Annotated in this window: 16 protein-coding genes; 4 read left to right on the top strand and 12 right to left on the bottom strand. The window is 72.7% G+C overall.

What is annotated here, in order from left to right:
- Positions 1 to 57: 57 nt before the first annotated feature.
- From V7E45_RS10820 to V7E45_RS10810, 3 genes are read right to left on the bottom strand one after another with little or no spacing between them, the layout of a single operon-like run.
- The gene (locus V7E45_RS10820) at positions 58 to 1,245 is read right to left on the bottom strand and encodes a dipeptidase (RefSeq protein WP_333773882.1); all 1,188 of its coding nucleotides are present in this window, start codon (positions 1,243 to 1,245) and stop codon (positions 58 to 60) included.
- A gap of 5 nt (positions 1,246 to 1,250) precedes the next feature.
- Positions 1,251 to 1,775 carry a 5-(carboxyamino)imidazole ribonucleotide mutase gene (purE, locus tag V7E45_RS10815; protein WP_333773880.1) on the bottom strand — a complete coding sequence of 175 codons (525 nt, stop codon included), beginning with the start codon at positions 1,773 to 1,775 and terminating at the stop codon, positions 1,251 to 1,253.
- Positions 1,772 to 2,911, bottom strand: coding sequence for a 5-(carboxyamino)imidazole ribonucleotide synthase (locus V7E45_RS10810; RefSeq protein ID WP_333773879.1), 1,140 nt, complete (start codon positions 2,909 to 2,911; stop codon positions 1,772 to 1,774). Before V7E45_RS10810 ends, purE begins: the two co-directional genes overlap by 4 nt.
- Before the next feature lie 181 nt (positions 2,912 to 3,092).
- Between V7E45_RS10810 and V7E45_RS10805 the strand changes: the two genes are divergently transcribed.
- Positions 3,093 to 3,596, top strand: a complete 504-nt coding sequence (locus tag V7E45_RS10805) for a GtrA family protein (RefSeq protein WP_333773878.1) — start codon at positions 3,093 to 3,095, stop codon at positions 3,594 to 3,596.
- 86 nt (positions 3,597 to 3,682) lie between these two features.
- Here the strand turns inward: V7E45_RS10805 and V7E45_RS10800 are convergent, their stop codons facing one another.
- Together V7E45_RS10800 and V7E45_RS10795 are read right to left on the bottom strand one after the other, a co-directional pair.
- Positions 3,683 to 4,957 carry an ATP-binding protein gene (locus V7E45_RS10800; RefSeq protein ID WP_333773877.1) on the bottom strand — a complete coding sequence of 425 codons (1,275 nt, stop codon included), beginning with the start codon at positions 4,955 to 4,957 and terminating at the stop codon, positions 3,683 to 3,685.
- Between the two features lie 41 nt (positions 4,958 to 4,998).
- Positions 4,999 to 5,676 carry a response regulator transcription factor gene (locus tag V7E45_RS10795; RefSeq protein WP_020940464.1) on the bottom strand — a complete coding sequence of 226 codons (678 nt, stop codon included), beginning with the start codon at positions 5,674 to 5,676 and terminating at the stop codon, positions 4,999 to 5,001.
- A gap of 491 nt (positions 5,677 to 6,167) precedes the next feature.
- Here V7E45_RS10795 and V7E45_RS10790 point away from each other — a divergent pair, with 491 nt between their 5' ends.
- Complete coding sequence (locus tag V7E45_RS10790; RefSeq protein WP_333773876.1) at positions 6,168 to 7,673, top strand: oligopeptide:H+ symporter; 1,506 nt, start codon at positions 6,168 to 6,170, stop codon at positions 7,671 to 7,673.
- 73 nt (positions 7,674 to 7,746) lie between these two features.
- On the opposite strand, the gene V7E45_RS10785 is transcribed toward V7E45_RS10790, so the two are convergent.
- The 6 genes from V7E45_RS10785 to V7E45_RS10760 form a co-directional block, all read right to left on the bottom strand.
- Entirely contained in the window at positions 7,747 to 9,048 is a 1,302-nt protein-coding gene (locus V7E45_RS10785; protein ID WP_333773881.1) for a hypothetical protein, read from the bottom strand.
- 2 nt (positions 9,049 to 9,050) lie between these two features.
- Entirely contained in the window at positions 9,051 to 10,142 is a 1,092-nt protein-coding gene (locus V7E45_RS10780) for a hypothetical protein (RefSeq protein WP_333773875.1), read from the bottom strand.
- Positions 10,139 to 11,002, bottom strand: coding sequence for a COG1470 family protein (locus tag V7E45_RS10775; protein ID WP_333773874.1), 864 nt, complete (start codon positions 11,000 to 11,002; stop codon positions 10,139 to 10,141). The genes V7E45_RS10780 and V7E45_RS10775 overlap by 4 nt, the downstream gene beginning before the upstream one ends.
- A gap of 28 nt (positions 11,003 to 11,030) precedes the next feature.
- The gene (locus V7E45_RS10770; RefSeq protein ID WP_333773873.1) at positions 11,031 to 11,720 is read right to left on the bottom strand and encodes an LPXTG cell wall anchor domain-containing protein; all 690 of its coding nucleotides are present in this window, start codon (positions 11,718 to 11,720) and stop codon (positions 11,031 to 11,033) included.
- 213 nt (positions 11,721 to 11,933) lie between these two features.
- A complete protein-coding gene (locus V7E45_RS10765; RefSeq protein WP_333773872.1) occupies positions 11,934 to 12,503 on the bottom strand; it encodes an ATP-binding protein in 570 nt (189 codons plus the stop codon).
- A 306-nt stretch (positions 12,504 to 12,809) separates the two neighbouring features.
- The gene (locus tag V7E45_RS10760) at positions 12,810 to 13,187 is read right to left on the bottom strand and encodes an STAS domain-containing protein (protein ID WP_317443729.1); all 378 of its coding nucleotides are present in this window, start codon (positions 13,185 to 13,187) and stop codon (positions 12,810 to 12,812) included.
- 247 nt (positions 13,188 to 13,434) lie between these two features.
- On the opposite strand from V7E45_RS10760, the gene V7E45_RS10755 reads away from it, so the two are divergent.
- Both V7E45_RS10755 and V7E45_RS10750 read left to right on the top strand, forming a co-directional pair.
- Positions 13,435 to 14,337 (top strand): RNA polymerase sigma factor SigF, encoded by a 903-nt coding sequence (locus tag V7E45_RS10755; RefSeq protein ID WP_333773871.1) that lies wholly within the window; start codon positions 13,435 to 13,437, stop codon positions 14,335 to 14,337.
- 277 nt (positions 14,338 to 14,614) lie between these two features.
- On the top strand, positions 14,615 to 16,060 hold the full coding sequence (locus V7E45_RS10750) for an RICIN domain-containing protein (protein WP_333773870.1): 1,446 nt from the start codon (positions 14,615 to 14,617) through the stop codon (positions 16,058 to 16,060).
- 21 nt (positions 16,061 to 16,081) lie between these two features.
- Here V7E45_RS10750 and hutI read toward each other — a convergent pair whose 3' ends face one another.
- Positions 16,082 to 17,257 (bottom strand): imidazolonepropionase, encoded by a 1,176-nt coding sequence (gene hutI / locus V7E45_RS10745; protein WP_333773869.1) that lies wholly within the window; start codon positions 17,255 to 17,257, stop codon positions 16,082 to 16,084.
- Between the last annotated feature and the right edge of the window lie 32 nt (positions 17,258 to 17,289).

The raw sequence follows: 17,289 nt of genomic DNA, 5'->3' as shown, positions 1-17,289 counted from the left end.
CCGCCCGCCCCGTCCCCCGGTGTCCTCGGGCCGTCCCGGCCCGTCCGTCCCGGGCGGTCAGCCCTTGACGCCGTCCAGGGACTCGATGGTGGCGTGGGACGGGGCGCGGGTGCCCTTGAGGTCCCGGGCCACGTCCTCCGCCGCGCCCAGTACCCGTACCGCGTTCTGCCAGGTCAGCTTGGCCAGGTCGGTCCGGGACCAGCCGCGGTCGAGCAGTTCGGCGATCAGGTTCGGGTAGCCGGAGACGTCGTTCAGGCCGTCCGGGGTGAACGCGGTGCCGTCGTAGTCGCCGCCGATGCCGAGGTGGTCGACGCCGGCCACCTCGCGCATGTGGTCGAGGTGGTCGGCGACCGTGGCGACGGTGGCGACCGGGCGCGGGGTGCGCTCCTGGAAGGCGCGGTGGACCGCCATCGCCTCGGGGGTGGTGTCGAGGTGGTGGAAGCCGTGCGCGCGCATGTTCTCGTCGGCCGCCACCGTCCAGTCGACCGCCGCCTGGAGCACGAACTTCGGCACGAAGGTCACCATGGCCATGCCGCCGTTGGCGGGCAGCCGCTCCAAGACGTCGTCCGGCACGTTGCGCGGGTGGTCGCAGACGGCCCGGGCGGAGGAGTGCGAGAAGATCACCGGCGCGGTGGAGGTGTCCAGCGCGTCCCGCATGGTGGTGGCCGCGACGTGGGAGAGGTCCACGAGCATGCCGAGCCGGTTCATCTCGCGGACGACCTCGCGGCCGAACGCGGACAGGCCGCCCGCCTTGGGCTCGTCCGTGGCCGAGTCCGCCCAGTCCACGTTGTCGTTGTGGGTGAGCGTCATGTAGCGCACGCCGAGCGCGTACAGGCCCCGGAGGGTGCCGAGGGAGTTGTCGATCGAGTGACCGCCCTCCGCGCCCATGAGGGAGGCGATCCGGCCCTCCGCGCGGGCCGCCTCCATGTCGGCGGCGGTCAGCGCGCCCCGCAACTGGGCGGGGTAACGGTCGATGAGCTGGCGCACGCAGTCGATCTGCTCCAGCGTGGCGGGCACCGCGCCGGGCAGGTCCGAGCGCACGTAGACCGACCAGTACTGCGCGCCGACCCCGCCCTCGCGCAGCCGGGGGAGGTCGGTGTGCAGGTGGTCGTCCTGGCGTGCGGCGATGTCGCGGGCCGCGAGGTCGTAGCGCACCTGCTCGCGCAGTGCGTACGGCAGGTCGTTGTGGCCGTCGACGACGGGGAACTCGCGCAGCAGGTCGCGGGCTTCGTCCAGGGAGGTCACGGGCGTCACTTCCCGAAGCCGAAGCCGCTGCCCGGGCCCTCGACCTTGGAGCGCAGCCGCTTGCCCTTCTCGGTGGCCTGGTCGTTGAGGTCCTGCTGGAAGTCGCGCATCCGCTGGAGCAGCTCCTCGTCGTGCGCGGCCAGCATGCGGGCCGCGAGCAGCCCGGCGTTGCGGGCCCCGGCGACGGAGACGGTGGCGACCGGGACGCCGGCCGGCATCTGCACGATGGACAGCAGGGAGTCCATGCCGTCGAGGTACTTCAGCGGCACGGGGACGCCGATGACCGGCAGCGGGGTGACGGAGGCGAGCATGCCCGGCAGGTGGGCGGCGCCGCCCGCACCGGCGATGATCACCTTGAGGCCGCGGTCGGCCGCCTGCTCGCCGTAGGTGATCATCTCGCGGGGCATCCGGTGCGCGGAGACGACGTCGACCTCGTAGGCGATCTCGAACTCGTCCAGCGCCTTGGCCGCGGCCTCCATGACGGGCCAGTCGGAGTCCGACCCCATGACGATGCCAACTACAGGGCTCATTCGGTGATCGTGCCTCTCAGGTAGCCGGCAGCGTGACGGGCGCGCTCCAACACGTCGTCCAGGTCGTCGCCGTAGGTGTTGACGTGTCCGACCTTGCGGCCGGGCTTCACGTCCTTGCCATACATATGGATCTTGAGCTTGGGGTCGCGGGCCATGCAGTGCAAGTACGCGGAGTACATGTCCGGGTAATCGCCACCCAGGACGTTGACCATGACCGTCCACCTGGCGCGCGGGCGCGGGTCGCCGAGCGGCAGGTCGAGGACCGCGCGGACGTGGTTGGCGAACTGGGAGGTGACCGCGCCGTCCTGGGTCCAGTGGCCCGAGTTGTGCGGGCGCATCGCCAGCTCGTTGACGAGGATGCGGCCGTCGCGGGTGTGGAACAGCTCGACGGCGAGGTGCCCGACGACGCCGAGTTCCTTGGCGATGGACAGGGCCATCTCCTCGGCCCGCAGCGCGAGGTCCTCGTCGAGGCCGGGGGCGGGCGCGATCACGGTGTCGCAGACGCCGTTGACCTGCTGCGACTCCACCACCGGATAGGCGACGGCCTGGCCGTGCGGGGAGCGTACGACGTTGGCGGCCAGCTCGCGCACGTAGTCGACCTTCTCCTCGGCGAGGACCGGGACGCCCGCTCTGAACGGGTCGGCGGCCTCCTCCTCGGAGTCGACGACCCACACGCCCTTGCCGTCGTAGCCGCCGCGGACGGTCTTGAGCACGACGGGGAAGCCGTCGCCCTCCGCCGCGAACGCGGCGACGTCCGGCGGATCGGCGACGATCCGGTGCCGTGGGCACGGGATGCCGATCGCGTCGAGCTTCGCCCGCATGACGCCCTTGTCCTGGGCGTGCACCAGGGCGTCGGGGCCGGGGCGCACGGGGATGCCGTCCGCCTCCAGGGCCCTGAGGTGCTCGGTGGGTACATGTTCGTGATCGAAGGTGATCACATCGCAACCGCGCGCGAACTCGCGCAGCGTGTCCAGGTCGCGATAGTCGCCGACGACGACTTCGTTCACCACCTGCGCCGCGGAATCCTGAGGGGTGTCACTGAGGAGCTTGAACCTGATGCCCAACGGGATGCCTGCTTCGTGCGTCATACGCGCGAGCTGCCCCCCGCCGACCATGCCGACTACCGGGAACGTCACCCCCCTAGCGTATCGGCCACGGCGACCGGATCGGATTGCGTCCCTCACACCCCCTCTTACCCGGGGCTTTCCCGCCTCTTTCCGATCCGTTTCCGAGCTGTGGCCCCGTCCACGGGCGGCGCGGTGGCCGCCTGGCTAGCATGGCTGGGTGACGAAACCTACGGACGGGGGCTTTACAGCCATGGAACGTCGTTCCTCGAGGCTGCAACGACTCGTGCGCGAGGTGGCCAAGTTCGGCGCGGTCGGCGGCGCCGGCGTCCTTGTCAATCTCGGCGTGTTCAACCTGGTCAGGCATGTCTCCGACCTGCCGGTGGTGCGCGCCAGCATCATCGCGACCGTCGTCGCGATCGCCTTCAACTACGTCGGTTTCCGCTACTGGACGTACCGGGACCGCGACAAGGGCGGCCGCACCAGGGAGCTCACGCTGTTCCTGGTGTTCAGCGCGATCGGTCTGGTGATCGAGAACGGCGTGCTCTACCTGGCGACCTACGGCTTCGGCTGGGACTCCCCGCTGCAGAGCAACGTGTTCAAGTTCGTCGGCATCGGCGTCGCGACCCTGTTCCGGTTCTGGTCGTACCGCTCGTGGGTGTTCCGGGCGATGCCGGCCCGGGAGGCCGCGGCCGGCGCCGAGCCGGTGCTCCGGCACGAGCCGGGCGAGCCCACGCCGCGGCAGCGCGTCCCGTAGGAACTCCGGCCGGGCCGCCGGCCCCCTGCCCTCACCTCGGCTCGGCCCTGATGCCCTCGTGGCTCGTGCCCTCGTCCCCTGATGCCCTAGCGGACGGTCGGCCGGTCCTCGTCGTCGGGCTTGCGCGCCGGGGGCGTGCGCGACAGGAACAGGCCGAACACCGGCGGCTGCGCCTGGAGCAGTTCGAGCCGGCCGCCGTCGGCCTCCGCGAGGTCCCGGGCGACGGCCAGGCCGATGCCGGTGGAGTTGCGCCCGCTGATCGTGCGCTCGAAGATCCGGGCGCCCAGGTCGGCCGGCACCCCGGGCCCCTCGTCGGTGACCTCGACCACGGACTGGTTGCCGGTGACGCGGGTGCGCAGGGCGACCGTGCCGCCGCCGTGCATCAGCGAGTTCTCGATCAGCGCGGCCAGCACCTGGGCGACCGCGCCGGGCGTGCCGACGGCCTGGAGGTGCCGTTTGCCGGAGCTGACGATGGCCCGCCCGACACCCCGGTAGGCGGGCCGCCACTCGGCGAGCTGCTGCTGGATGACCTCGTCGAGGTCGAAGGTGACGGCGGAGCCGGTGCGCGGGTCCCGCGCGTTGGTCAGCAGTCGCTGCACCACGTCCGTCAGCCGCTCGACCTGGGTGAGGGCGACGTTGGCCTCCTCCTTCACCGTGTCCGGGTCGTCGGTGAGGGTGATCTCCTCCAGCCGCATGGACAAGGCGGTCAGGGGCGTGCGCAACTGGTGCGAGGCATCGGCGGCCAGCCGCCGTTCCGCGGTCAGCATCCGTCCGATGCGCTCGGCGGAGGAGTCCAGCACGTCGGCGACCCGGTCCAGCTCGGGGACGCCGTAGCGCTTGTGCCGGGGGCGCGGGTCGCCCGAGCCGAGGCGTTCGGCGGTCTCGGCGAGATCGGTCAGCGGGGAGGCGAGCCGGTTGGCCTGCCGGACGGCGAGCAGCACGGCGGCGATCACCGCGAGCAGGGCCACCAGGCCGATGATGAGCAGGGTCCGGCCGACCTCGCGGGTGACGGCCGAGCGGGGCTCCTGGACGGTGACCGTCTCGCCCTCCTCCCCGCGCTGCGTGGAGTGGATGACGTCGCCCTGGGGCCGGGTGCCGATCTGGATGGGGTCCCGGCCCGGCATGCGGATCTCGGCGTACTGGTCCTTGCTGACCGGGTTGCGCAGGACGTCGGCGTTGACGTGCTCGGCCGCCAGGATGCGGCTGTCCACGATGCTGGCCAGTCGCAGCGCCTCGGACTCCACCCGCTCCTGGGCGCTGTTGCTGATCGTGCGCGTCTCGACGATCACCAGGGAGACCCCGAAGACCGCGATCACCACGAGGACGACGGCGAGGGTGGACTGGATGAGACGTCGGCGCATGTCCTGTTACCCGTAGTGACCGCTGGGCCCCTGGGCGGGGCTCAGCTCTTCTCGAAGCGGAAGCCGACGCCTCGGACCGTCGCGATGTACCGGGGGTTCGCCGCGTCGTCGCCGAGCTTCTTGCGGAGCCAGGAGATGTGCATGTCGAGGGTCTTGGTCGACGACCACCACGTGGTGTCCCAGACCTCACGCATGAGCTGGTCGCGCGTCACGACCCGGCCGGCGTCCCGCACGAGGACCCGCAGCAGGTCGAACTCCTTCGCCGTGAGCTGGAGCTCCTCGTCGCCCATCCACGCCCGGTGCGACTCGACGTCGATCCGCACGCCGTGGGTGGCCGGCGGCTGCTGCGGCTCGGCGGCGCCGCGCCGGAGCAGGGCCCGCACCCGGGCGAGCAGTTCGGCGAGCCGGAAGGGCTTGGTGACGTAGTCGTCGGCGCCCGCGTCCAGGCCGACGACGGTGTCCACCTCGTCGGCGCGCGCGGTCAGGATGAGGATCGGCACGGTATGGCCGTCGGCACGCAGCCGGCGGGCGACCTCCAGGCCGTCCATGCCGGGCAGGCCGAGGTCCAGCACGACCAGGTCGACACCGCCCTGCATTCCGGCGTCGAGCGCGGTGGGGCCGTCCTCGCGCACCTCGACCTCGTACCCTTCCCGGCGCAGGGCACGGGCCAGCGGCTCCGAGATGGACGCGTCGTCCTCGGCGAGCAGTACACGGGTCATGAGGTGATGGTAGACCGCCCGCGCGCAGTGCTGGGGTGTGATCGCTTTCAGGGATTCTTACCTTGCCGGACCGGTGGTACGGACCATTGCCCCAGAGGTGGGATCGTAGGGGAGACCTTCGAAACAGGCGTCGCGGTTCCCCCGACACCTGTGATCCGCGTCTCAAGTCCTTCCATATCAGGCACTGTCCTGCCGTATGGTGACCTGAACGCCTGTAGCACACCGGGGACCTTTGGCGGGCAATGACGCTGAAGGTCTCTTTTGTGTGCGGGCTGATGAAGATCAGCCCTGAAAGGAATGACCTCTGGCCGGGCTCCGGACGCATCGACGCGTCCCGGGGCGTGGATCCCGGTGGTCGCCGTCCACCGCTCCGCGATCCGGAGCGGACTCCCCCTGGGCGTGGGGGTGGACGAGGGACCCCGCCGGTGCCGGCCGCACCCCCACCGGGCGCGCAGCGCTCCAACGCGCGTCTTGACCAGCAAGGAACGACCATGGCGTCCAGCCTGACGAAGGCCTCGGTCCACCCGGGCACCCCCGGGTCCGAGAAGACCTTCTTCGGCCACCCCCGCGGACTGGCCACTCTCTTCATGACCGAGATGTGGGAGCGTTTCTCCTACTACGGCATGAGGGCCCTGCTCCCGCTGTACCTGGTGGCCCCGGGTGGCCTGCACCTGAACGCGGGCACGGCGACCGCGATCTACTCGGTGTACGTGTCGCTCGTGTACCTGCTCGCCCTGCCCGGCGGCTGGGTCGCCGACCGCTTCCTCGGCCCCCGCAAGACGGTGGCCGTCTCCGGTCTGATCATCATGCTGGGCCACCTGTGCCTGGCGCTGCCCGTCGCGGCCAGCTTCTTCGTCGGCCTCGGCCTCGTCGCGATCGGCTCCGGTCTGCTCAAGGCCAACATCTCCACGATGGTCGGCCACCTGTACAACGGGCCGGACGACGCGCGCCGTGACGGTGGCTTCACGCTCTTCTACATCGGCATCAACCTCGGCGCCTTCGCCGCCCCGCTGGTCATCGGCACCGTCGGCGAGAACGTCAACTGGCACTTCGGCTTCGCGCTGGCCGCGGTCGGCATGGCGCTGGGCCTGGCCCAGTACCTGCTCGGCAGCCGCCACCTGAGCGCGCAGAGCGACGTCGTCCCGACGCCGATGTCCCCCGCGGAGAAGTCCGCCACCCTGCGCAAGGGCCTGATCTGGCTCGCGATCGCCGCCGTCTTCTACGGTGTCGTCGGCTTCACCGGTCACTTCACCCTGAACTGGGCGCTGATCCCGCTCACGCTGATCGGCCTGATCGTCCCGATCCTCGTCATCGCCCGCATCCGCCGCGACAAGGACCTGGACGCGGCCGAGAAGTCGAAGGTGTCGGCGTACGTCTGGTTCTTCGTCGCCGCGGCCGTCTTCTGGATGATCTACGACCAGGGCGGCTCGACCCTGTCGCTCTTCGCCGACGGCAAGGCCGAGAACTCGGTCCTCGGCTGGGGCTTCCCGGTCTCCTGGTACCAGTCGGTCAACCCGGTCATGATCATGGCGCTCGCCCCCGTCTTCGCCTGGCTGTGGCTGTGGCTGAACCGGCGCGGCAAGGAGCCGAGCACGATCGTGAAGTTCTCCTCCGGCCTGGTGCTGGTGGGTGCGTCGTTCTTCCTCTTCCTCGCCCCGCTGTCGATCGCCGAGGGCGGTCACAAGGCCGCGGCGATGTGGCTGGTCGCCATCTACTTCGTGCAGACCGTCGGTGAGCTGACGCTGTCCCCGGTGGGTCTGTCGGTGACGACGAAGATGGCGCCGCAGAAGTACGCCTCGCAGATGATGGGCGTCTGGTTCCTCGCGGTCACCGCGGGCGACTCGATCACCGCGCTGCTGTCCAACCCGGCCGTCGGCGGGGTGAACCTCGACCGGACGGGCTTCGTCGCCCTGGAGGCGGTGCTCGCCGTGGTCGCCGGTGTCGCGGTGTGGATGTACCGCAAGAAGGTCAACCGGCTGATGGGCGACGTGCGCTAGTCGTCCGGTCCCGGCCGGGGAGGGCCGCCGCACCCCTGTGGTGCGGCGGCCCTCCCGTCGTGTTCGGGGCCGGCTACCGCGTCCTGCGTCCGGGCAGGAACGTGAACACGGCCACGCCCAGCAGGATCGCGGTGCCCGCCACCAGGCCGAGCGCCTTCAGGGCGCCGTGGTCGCCGGCGCCGGTCTCGGCGAGGCCGCCCGCGCCGCCGCTGCCGCCGGACGCCGCTCCCCCGGAGGTCGACGCTCCCCCGGAGGTCGACGTGCCGCCCGAGGCGCCGCCCGGCTGCTGGGTGGTGTCCAGGGTGAGCGAGACCTCGGTCCTCGTCGGCGTGCACGTGGTGGTGGTACCGAGCGCCTTGACCGTGAGGACGCCCGGGGACAGGGTCGAGGTGCCGCTCGCGCCGGGCTTGTAGGTGCCGGTGAGGTCGGGGATCTCGATCGGGTCGCCGGACTTGATCGGGTTCGCGTTCGCCGGGCCCTCGACGTGCGCGGTGCCCTTGTCGGCGCCGCCCAGCACCACCTCCATGGACGGCTTCACGGAGTCCTTGGGTATGTCGGCGGGGCTGTCCATCACCGACTTCTTGAACCGCACGGTGAGGTCGTAGCTCCCGCCGTTCCTCTTCGCGTCGATCTGCACCGGGGAGGTCGCGTTCTTGTCGCCGATGGGGGTCTTGCAGGCGTACGGGATCTTCACCTCCTTGCCGGTGTGGTCGGTCTGCCCGGGGCCGCCGGTGTCCGTCGGGCCGGCGGTGGGGGACTTCGTCGGCGTGGCCGAGCCGGTCGGCGTGGCCGTTTTCGTGGGCGTCGTGGTGGGCGTTCCGCCGCCGCCCGCCGTCACCTGGATCGTCGCCGCCTTCTGCACGGTCTCCTTCGGCGCGCACTTGGTGTCCGTGGACATCGCGTTGACGGTGTACGCGTCCGGTGTCAGCGTCACCTCTCCGGCCGCCGTCAGTTTCAGGCTGCCCTTCATGTCGGACAGCACCATGGCGCCGCCCTTGGGGATCGCCGGGTTCTGCCGCGGGCCCTGCATGGCGATGTCGGCGGTCTGCGCCCCGGCCGCCTTCAGCACCCCGGAGGGCCGCACCGAGTCGGCGGGCAGGTCGATGATGTCCGGGTTCCTGGACGCGGCCTGCACGAACTTCCACCCGACGTCCACGGTGTCGCCCACCTTCGCGGTGACGGGCGCGGTGATCTCGACCTTCGTGGTGCCGTCGACCGGGTCGATGCCCGCGGGCGGCACGCAGTGGGTGGCGAACGCCACCTCGGCCGCCTGTGCGGGCGTGGCGGCCGCGCCCAGCAGCACGCCTGCCGAGCAGAGCACCAGTGCGGCGCCCGCGGCGCCGGTCCGGCGGGCCGGTGTGCCTCTCCTTCGCATGCTCACGTGGGTCCCTTCGGGGTGGGAGTCGGAGGACTCGTCGGACTGTCGTGGTGCGGTGCGGAGAGCCGGCCCGCCGGGTCGCCCGGGACGGAGCCCGGGGTGAACCACGGCAGGGTCGGAGCCGGGCCGGGCCCGGAGGTACGGGAGCGGGCCGGGCGCGAGGCGGGGTGTGGCAGGCGCCGGTGGCGGACGCCGCCCGGCCGGCGCGGCCGTACCCGGTCCACGACGGCCATCCCGGCGCGGAACACGGCGGCCGGGACGACCAGGCAGAGCAGCAGCCAGAACAGCGTCACACCCCAGGGGCGGCCCACCTCCCAGGGCTGCTCGGCGATGACCCTGCCGTCGTACTCGAGGGACACGGTGTAGCCGCCGTGCGCCCCGGCCGACAGCTCGACGGGCAGTCTGACCAGCGCCTTCCTCCCGGGGGCGAGGGTGCCGTGCCACTGCTGCTCGTCCCACCGGGGTGCGAAGACGCCGTGCGCGGTGCCGACCCGGAACACGGGGTCCTGGAGAGGGGAGGTGCCGACGTTGCCGGCGGTGAACTCCAGGGTGCGGCCGGGCGGCGCCCCGAACCAGGTCAGCACGCCGCCGGAGCCGGTCAGGCGGGTGTCGGAGAGGATCGACAGACGGCCGCCCGAGGTCTCGGCGGGCAGCGGGGCGACGGGGTGCCCGGCGACCTGGAGGACGGCGTCCGCCTCCGCCTTCGCGCCGGTCACCGTGGCGACGTGCACCACGCAGGGGCACGGCACGGGCGGCTCGGCGACCGGCAGCTTCCTGGTGAAGGACCCGTGGGCGTCCGTGGTCACGGCGCGGCCGTCGCCGTTGGCGCACGAGTTGGTGCCGCCGATCACCCCGCGGGACGGGGTGGCCCGCCCGCAGACGAGCAGCATCAGCAGGGTGCCCGGCCGCCAGCCGCTGCCCCGGGCGGTCACCGAGCCGCCGGTGCCCGCCTGGGAGGAGCCGCCGGTGCCCGCCTGGGAGGCGGACAGCCGCACGACGGGGCCGCCCGCGGCGGCCGCGGGACCGGCAAGCGGCAGCAGGAGCAGCGCGAGTACCGCGGCCAGGGCGGGGATCCGGGCTCCGCCGCTCACGTCACCGCTCCCGTCGGCTCGGCCGGTGTACCGGTCCGCGTGCGCGCGGGCGCGTCGTCCCGGTCGGCGTCCCGGCGCCGCCGGTGGCGTCGGTGCCGTCGTACGGCGGGCAGCGCGGCGGCCGCCGTGACCGCGCCGAGGGCGCCGGACACCGGGCCCCACGGCACGAACCGGGCGGAGGCACGCGCGCTGTCGTGGGCGCCATGCGCGGCGGTGACCGTCAGCCGCAGGTCGACGGCGTCCAGAGCGGGCCGGCCGGGCCAGGGCTCGCCGAGGGTCCGGCGGGTCCCCGGGGGCAGGCGGACCGGCAGGGTGCGGGCGGGGCGGTCGAGGACCGGGCCGAGGACCCCGTCGGCGTGGACCGCGAGCCGCGGGACGAGGACGGTGGTGCCGCGGTTGACCAGCTCGTACGTGATGCGGTCGCCGCGTACCGCCACGTGCTCGACGCTCAGCGCGGACAGGGCGGGCCCGCCCACGCGCAGCCGGAGCGCGACGGCGGCCGTGCGGCCGTCCGCGTCCCGGGCGGTGACGGTGCCCGGGCGGTCGCCGGGGGCGGCGCCCACGGGCACGGTCACGGTGAAGGGCACCTCGGCACGGGTGCGCGCGGGAACGCGGAGGGTGGTCCGGGCGAACGCGATCAGCACGCCGGTGCCGCGCAGCCGCACGGTGAGCGGCCGGCGGCCGTGGTTGGTCACGGACACCGTGTCGGTGAGGACCGCGCCCGGGGCTCCTTCGGCGTAGAAGGAGGGGCGCCCGGCGCCGGCCGGCGCGACCGACCAGCCCGTGGCGGCGCGGGCGGCCGGTGCGGACGCCAGCAGCAGGAGCAGGGTGAGGCCGAGGACACGGGCGGCGGGCGGCATGGGCGGCTCCACGGTCGTGGACTGCGGTTCAGCGGCGGACGGCCGGGTTCCGCCGGGTCAGCCACAGCGCGCCGGCGGCGCCCGCGAGGAGGACCGTGCCGCCGAGGGTGCCGAGGGCCACGGCGGAGTCCGCGGGGCCGGTCTGCGGGAGCCCTCCGGCGGAACCGCCCGACGACGAGGACGACGAGGACGACGAGCCGGATCCGCCCGCCGCCGTCACGTCCAGGGTCAGGGACGGCCCGGGGTTGTTGCCGGGGTCGCAGGTGGTCGTCGTGCCCAGCGCCTTGATGGTGAGCGTGGCCGCCGTGAAGGTGACCTTGCCGGTTCTCCTCGGCGTGTAGGTGCCGCTCAGGTCGCTGATCTTGATGGGGGTGTCGGCCGGGATCGCGGCGGCGTTGGCGGGCCCGGTGACCGCGAGGGTGCCGCTGTCGGCGCCGCCGAGCCGGATGGTGGCGCTCGGGTTCATCGCGCCCTTGCCGAGCTCGACCGGGCTGGAGGAGACGCCCTTCTGCCAGGACATCGTGATCCGGTAACCGCTGCCGCTGCGGACGCCCTTGATGTCGATGGGCGAGACGGCGTTCTTGGCTCCGATCGGCGTCTTGCACCGGTAGTCGACGTTCACGACGTCGGCATGGGCCGCCGGTGCGGTGAGCAGCAGCACCGGGCCGGCCAGCACCGCGGCGGACGCGAGCGCGGCGGTTCGTTTCGGGTACGACACGGTCGGTCCACCCCATTCATCCACGGCGAGGTACCTGACGGCACATCAGATTCGGCCGTCAAGGTACGCCGGGGGTCGTGAGGAAGGAAGACGCGGCACACGCCGGAGTTGTGTGGGTCCGGCGTGCGTGAAGGGTGATCGGGGTGGAGACGGGGTCCGGGTGGCTCAGGCGGCACGGCCGCCGCCTCCGCGTCCGGACCGCCGGCGTCCCGGTCAGGCCGGGGCGCCCAGCTCCGCCCACACCGTCTTGCCCGAGCGGCCCGTGGTGCGGACGACTCCCCAGTCGAGGCACAGCCGCTGCACGATGAACATGCCGTGGCCGCCGGGGCGGCCGGCGCGGTGGGGGGTGCGGGGTGTCGGCTGGCCGCTGCCGCGGTCGGACACCTCCACCCGGATCACCTTGTTGTCGCGGGCGAGGAACAGCTCGTCCGGGCCCTCGGCGTGCAGGCAGGCGTTGGTGACCAGCTCGGAGACGACGAGCAGCACGTCCTCGGCGGCGGCCCGCAGGTCCGCGGAGGCGGCGGGCAGCCATCCCCAGGCGTACAGCGCCTGGCGGGTGAAGTCGCGGGCGAGCGGGACGACCCCGCTCTCGCCGTCCAGCCGCAGTCTGCGGGTCTGCCGGCCGGGGGGACCCTGCGCAACCTCGGACGTCACGGACGGCTCGGACGGCTCGGCCGTCCCCGCGGACACGCCGGCCACCGGCGCACCCCCCTCGGACGCCCCGGAAGCGCCGCTCGGCTCCGGGCCGCGGTCGCCCGGCGAGTAGGGCCGGGTGGTGCTCATCAGCGCTTCACCTCACCGATTCACCAGTTCACAATTCGAAAGTCCGGCACCGTCCGGCGCCGTACGGTGCATTCGCCGTCCACCCGTGGTCCGCACGCGGTCCCTCCGTCGTCCCTCCGTCGTCGGCCCTCGGCACTTACGTCGCATCCGGGCCGCCCTCCGGTTCCCGGTGCGGCCGGCCGCGCCGCGGAGCGCCGGGGGTTCAGGATGTCTCCTGCCCGACGGATCCGACGAAACACCCCCGCATGGGACGTGACTCGTGCGACGTCAGGGATCCGCCCCCGCGGGGACAGCCGGGGGGCGGGGTCAGTCGGCCTCGGCGGCCAGGGCCGCCTCCACGGAGTCGTGGACGGTGAAGACCGCCTCCGCTCCGGTGATCTCGAACACGCGGGCGACCACGGGGAGCATTCCGGCGAGGTGGACGCCGCCGCCGGCGGCCTCCGCCTTGAGCCGGGCTCCGAGCAGGACGTTCAGCCCCGTGGAGTCGCAGAACTCCAGCCGTGAGCAGTCCACCACGAGCCGTGAGAAACCCTTGTCGAGGAGGTCGTCGAGCGGCTCGCGCAGAAGATCGGCGGTGTGGTGATCGAGTTCACCTGCCGGTGTCACTACGGCGCTGGAGCCCTCTTCCCGCACCTCCACCAGAAGCCGGCCCGACTGTGCGCTGCCGACCGTCCCGTGGTCCATGCCGTCTCTCTCCCGAGGTCGTGGCTGCTGATGCCCTCGAACATTACGCCTTCCTTCCGCACTCCGACACCCGAACAACCTCACACAATCGGACATATCACTACAGACCGTACTTGCGATCGGCTCGGGGAAGCAGGTAGGGCTAGTAGGGACACCTGCCCCTACACGCCGGCTTCGGAGGCGCCGCACACCGCAGTGCACCTTTTTGGCTTCGGCAGCCATAAGCCGAGAACGATGGAGGACACCCATGTCACCCCGGCTCGACGAATCGCATACCCGTATCGCGACGTCGACACCCCCACCGGACCAACTGGATCCCATCGATCCGATCGATGCCCTCGACCCGCTGGAGGGTCTCCCGGAGATCCCCCCCTTCGACGAGGTCGGCCCGGTCGACGCGCGGGCCCTGTCCAAGACCCTGTTCGTGCGACTGGAGTCGCTGGAGGAAGGGACGCACGAGTACTCGTACGTCCGCAACACGCTCGTCGAGCTGAACCTCGCACTCGTCAAGTTCGCCGCCTCACGCTTCCGCTCCCGCAGCGAGCCGATGGAGGACATCGTCCAGGTCGGCACCATCGGTCTGATCAAGGCGATCGACCGCTTCGAGCTCGCCCGCGGTGTGGAGTTCCCCACTTTCGCCATGCCGACCATCATCGGCGAGATCAAGCGCTTCTTCCGTGACACCTCGTGGTCCGTGCGCGTACCGCGCCGGCTGCAGGAGCTGCGGCTCGACCTGGCCAAGGCCGGGGACGAGCTGGCCCAGCAGCTGGACCGCGCCCCCACCGTCGCGGAACTCGCCGAACGGCTCGGCATCTCCAACGAGCAGGTCGTCGAGGGCATGGCCGCCTCGAACGCCTACACCGCCTCGTCGCTGGACGCCCAGCCCGAGGAGGACGACACCGAGGGCGCGCTGGCGGACCGCATCGGCTACGAGGACCACGGGCTCGAGGGCATCGAGTACGTCGAGTCCCTGAAGCCCCTGATCGCCGAACTCCCGCACCGCGACCGCAAGATCCTCTCGCTGCGCTTCGTGGCGGGCATGACCCAGTCCGAGATCGGCGAGGAACTCGGCATCTCCCAGATGCACGTGTCCCGGCTGCTGTCGCGGACGCTGGTGCGGCTGCGCAAGGGCCTGACCGTGGAGGAGTGACGGGGCAACCGCCCTCCGCACGCGGCGCGTGAGGCGGCTCGGCGAGGGCGCCGGGCCGCCTCGGCGTGTGCGGGCCGGACTGCCCCGGTTAGCCGGTACCCACGTGCCCAGCCCCCATGCGGCGCATGCGCGACGAATGAAACCGCTGTCATGGGGCAACCGGCGCACCCGTCACTCTGTTACCAAGGGAAACCTCTTTCCCGAAGCCGTCCGCTGCATCACGATGGGGCCCCCGTACCGGCTGGTACGGAGATGGTTCCGGAGAGTAGGGGGCGGCATGGACCAGGGCGGCGACCGGGCCGACGCGGGGGACGGACTCGCACAGGCGCCGGACACGCGGCTGACGGAACTGCTGCGCGCACCGACCCCGGTGGCGTACCCGGCACTGCAGGAGCTGCGCCGCAGGCACCACCCGGCGGTCCTCGCCCACGCCCGGCTGCTGACCGCGAGCGAGTCCGCCGCGCGCCGGCTGACGGCGGAGACCTTCACCACGGCGGCCCGCGAGACGGCCCGCGGCACCGAGCCGACCGTCCCCCTGCGCCACCACCTCCTGCTCCTGGCGGCCCGGCTCGCGGCCGGCTGGGCCCGCGACGAGCGCTCCGCGGGCGTACGGCCCGGCCTCCTGCTGGTGCTCAACTCCACCGGCCTGCCCGAGGGGCCGACCCCCGCGCTGCTCCCGGCGTTCCAGACGCTGCCCTCCCGCGCCCAGGGACTGCTCTGGTACGGCGTCCTCGAAGAGGAGCCCGTGGAGCGCACCGCCGCCTTCCTGGGGCTGGGCCCGGCGGACGTCGCGCACGGCGCCCCGCAGGCGCTGAAGGCCCTGGCCCAGGCGTGCCTGCGGCTGCGCCTTGCCGCCTCCGACGACCCGCGCTGCGCCGACTTCCGCCGTCTGATCGAGGAGGCGGTGCGGCAGGACGGTGCCCGCCCCAGCCCCGACCTGGACGCCCACCAGGCCCGCTGCCCGTACTGCACGGCCGCGTCCGAGGACCTGACGGCCCTGCGGGACAGACCGCGGCAGACGCTGGCGGAGGGTCTGCTGCCCTGGGACGGGGCGTCGTACCTGCGCCGGTCCGAGCCGGTCGCGGTGGCGCAGGCGTCCCCGCCGACCGAGTACCGGCCCGGCCGGCGCCGATATCTGCTGGCCTCGGCCGCCTTGGGCGTCGCCCTGGTCCCGTTGCTGGTGTTCCTGCTGTCGGCCCCGGACGGGTCCGGCCGGCAACCGGTGGCGGCCTCGCCCTCACCGAGCAGGACCTCGCACCGGCCGACCACTCCCCCGCCGCGCCGCCCGGCCCCGAGCCCCACGCCCACGTTCTCGGCCCCGGGCAGCGGTTACGCCGAGGTGGTGAACCTCGCCACGGGCCGCTGCCTCGACATCCGGGACGGCGACCTCTACGAGGGCAACGACGTCGTCACGGCGCCCTGCGACTCCACCGCCAGCCAGCGCTGGCGCGTCGACACCGGCCTGGGTGTGCTGCGCTCGGCCGCCGACTCCGACTTCTGCCTGGACAGCCGCGGCTCGACCGACCGGGGCGTGGGCATCTGGAGCTGTGACTCGGTCTACGGCCGCAACGGCCGGAACCTCCGCTTCACCGTCGACCCCGACGGCACGATCCGCCCGGAGATCGCCATCGAGACGGCGCTCACCCCGGACGGCGGTGACGGACTGGCGCTGGACCCGCTGGACGGGAGTCCGGCGCAGCGCTGGCGGGCCGGGGCCGCCTGAACAGCGCCACGGCCCGGCCGGTCACACGACTCGCTCACCGCCGCGCCAGACCCCGGCGACCAGCGGTACGCCCGGCCGGTAGGCCAGGTGGACGTGGCTCGGTGCGTCCAGCAGGGTCAGGTCGGCGCGGGCGCCCGGGGTGAGGCGGCCGACGTCGGTGCGGCGCAGGGCCGCGGCGCCGCCCGCCGTGGCGGACCAGACCGCCTCGTCGGGGGTCATGCCCATGTCCCGTACGGCCAGGGCGACACAGAAGGGCACCGACGAGGTGAAGGACGAGCCCGGGTTGCAGTCGGTGGAGAGGGCCACCGTCACGCCCGCGTCCAGCAGGCGGCGGGCGTCCGGCCACTCGGCGCGGGTGGAGAACTCGGCACCGGGCAGCAGGGTGGCGACCGTGTCGCCCTGGGCGAGCGCGTCGACGTCCGCGTCCGTGAGATGGGTGCAGTGGTCTGCGCTCGCGGCGTCCAGCTCGACGGCCAGCTGCACGCCGGGGCCGTAGGAGAGCTGGTTGGCGTGGATACGGGGGTGCAGGCCCCTGGCCTTGCCGGCGGTGAGGATCGCCCGGGCCTGGTCGCCGTCGAAGGCGCCCTTCTCGCAGAAGACGTCGATCCAGCGGGCGTGCGGCGCGCAGGCGTCCAGCATCTCGCCGGTGACCAGGGCGACGTAGGCGGCCGGGTCGTCGGCGTGGTCGGGGGAGACGATGTGGGCGCCGAGGTAGGTCACCTCGTCGGTGTGGCGGGCCGCGATGCGCAGGGCGCGGGACTCGTCCTCGACGGTGAGGCCGTAGCCCGACTTGGTCTCGAAGGTGGTGGTGCCCTGGCGGAGCGCCTCCGCCAGGTACCGGGTGAGGTTCGCCTCCAGTTCCGCGTCGGTGGCGGCGCGGGTGGCCGCCACCGTGGTGCGGATGCCGCCGGCGCTGTAGGAGCGGCCGGACATGCGGGCGTTGAACTCCTGCGTGCGGTCGCCGGCGAAGACCAGGTGGGAGTGGGAGTCCACGAAGCCGGGCAGCACCGCCCGGCCGGCCGCGTCGACCCGGTTGTCAGTGGCGGGTGCTTTGCTGGATTCACCGGTCCAGGCGACTCGGCCGCCGTCGATGACGACGGCCGCGTCCTGGATCAGACCGAGGGGGGAACCGTCACCGAGGGAGGGGTCGTTGGTGACCAGCGTGGCGATGTTGGTGATGACGGTGCTGCTGCTCATGGTGTCCTCAAGGGTGGCCGGTCGGGGGTCGG

The organism is Streptomyces sp. IBSBF 3136 (assembly GCF_036815105.1).
In the GTDB taxonomy this organism is placed as follows: Bacteria; Actinomycetota; Actinomycetes; order Streptomycetales; family Streptomycetaceae; genus Streptomyces.
Note: the sequence above shows the minus strand (reverse complement) of the source record. Positions and strands in the feature narration are given on the sequence as shown.

Excerpts from the sequence above, each read along its gene's own strand:
- purE (WP_333773880.1), bottom strand. The coding sequence starts at position 1,775 with ATGAGCCCTGTAGTTGGCATCGTCATGGGGTCGGACTCCGACTGGCCC.
- V7E45_RS10805 (WP_333773878.1), top strand. The coding sequence starts at position 3,093 with ATGGAACGTCGTTCCTCGAGGCTGCAACGACTCGTGCGCGAGGTGGCC.
- V7E45_RS10800 (WP_333773877.1), bottom strand. The coding sequence starts at position 4,957 with ATGCGCCGACGTCTCATCCAGTCCACCCTCGCCGTCGTCCTCGTGGTG.
- V7E45_RS10795 (WP_020940464.1), bottom strand. The coding sequence starts at position 5,676 with ATGACCCGTGTACTGCTCGCCGAGGACGACGCGTCCATCTCGGAGCCG.
- V7E45_RS10790 (WP_333773876.1), top strand. The coding sequence starts at position 6,168 with ATGGCGTCCAGCCTGACGAAGGCCTCGGTCCACCCGGGCACCCCCGGG.
- V7E45_RS10785 (WP_333773881.1), bottom strand. The coding sequence starts at position 9,048 with ATGCGAAGGAGAGGCACACCGGCCCGCCGGACCGGCGCCGCGGGCGCC.
- V7E45_RS10775 (WP_333773874.1), bottom strand. The coding sequence starts at position 11,002 with ATGCCGCCCGCCGCCCGTGTCCTCGGCCTCACCCTGCTCCTGCTGCTG.
- V7E45_RS10765 (WP_333773872.1), bottom strand. The coding sequence starts at position 12,503 with ATGAGCACCACCCGGCCCTACTCGCCGGGCGACCGCGGCCCGGAGCCG.
- V7E45_RS10760 (WP_317443729.1), bottom strand. The coding sequence starts at position 13,187 with ATGGACCACGGGACGGTCGGCAGCGCACAGTCGGGCCGGCTTCTGGTG.
- V7E45_RS10755 (WP_333773871.1), top strand. The coding sequence starts at position 13,435 with ATGTCACCCCGGCTCGACGAATCGCATACCCGTATCGCGACGTCGACA.
- V7E45_RS10750 (WP_333773870.1), top strand. The coding sequence starts at position 14,615 with ATGGACCAGGGCGGCGACCGGGCCGACGCGGGGGACGGACTCGCACAG.
- hutI (WP_333773869.1), bottom strand. The coding sequence starts at position 17,257 with ATGAGCAGCAGCACCGTCATCACCAACATCGCCACGCTGGTCACCAAC.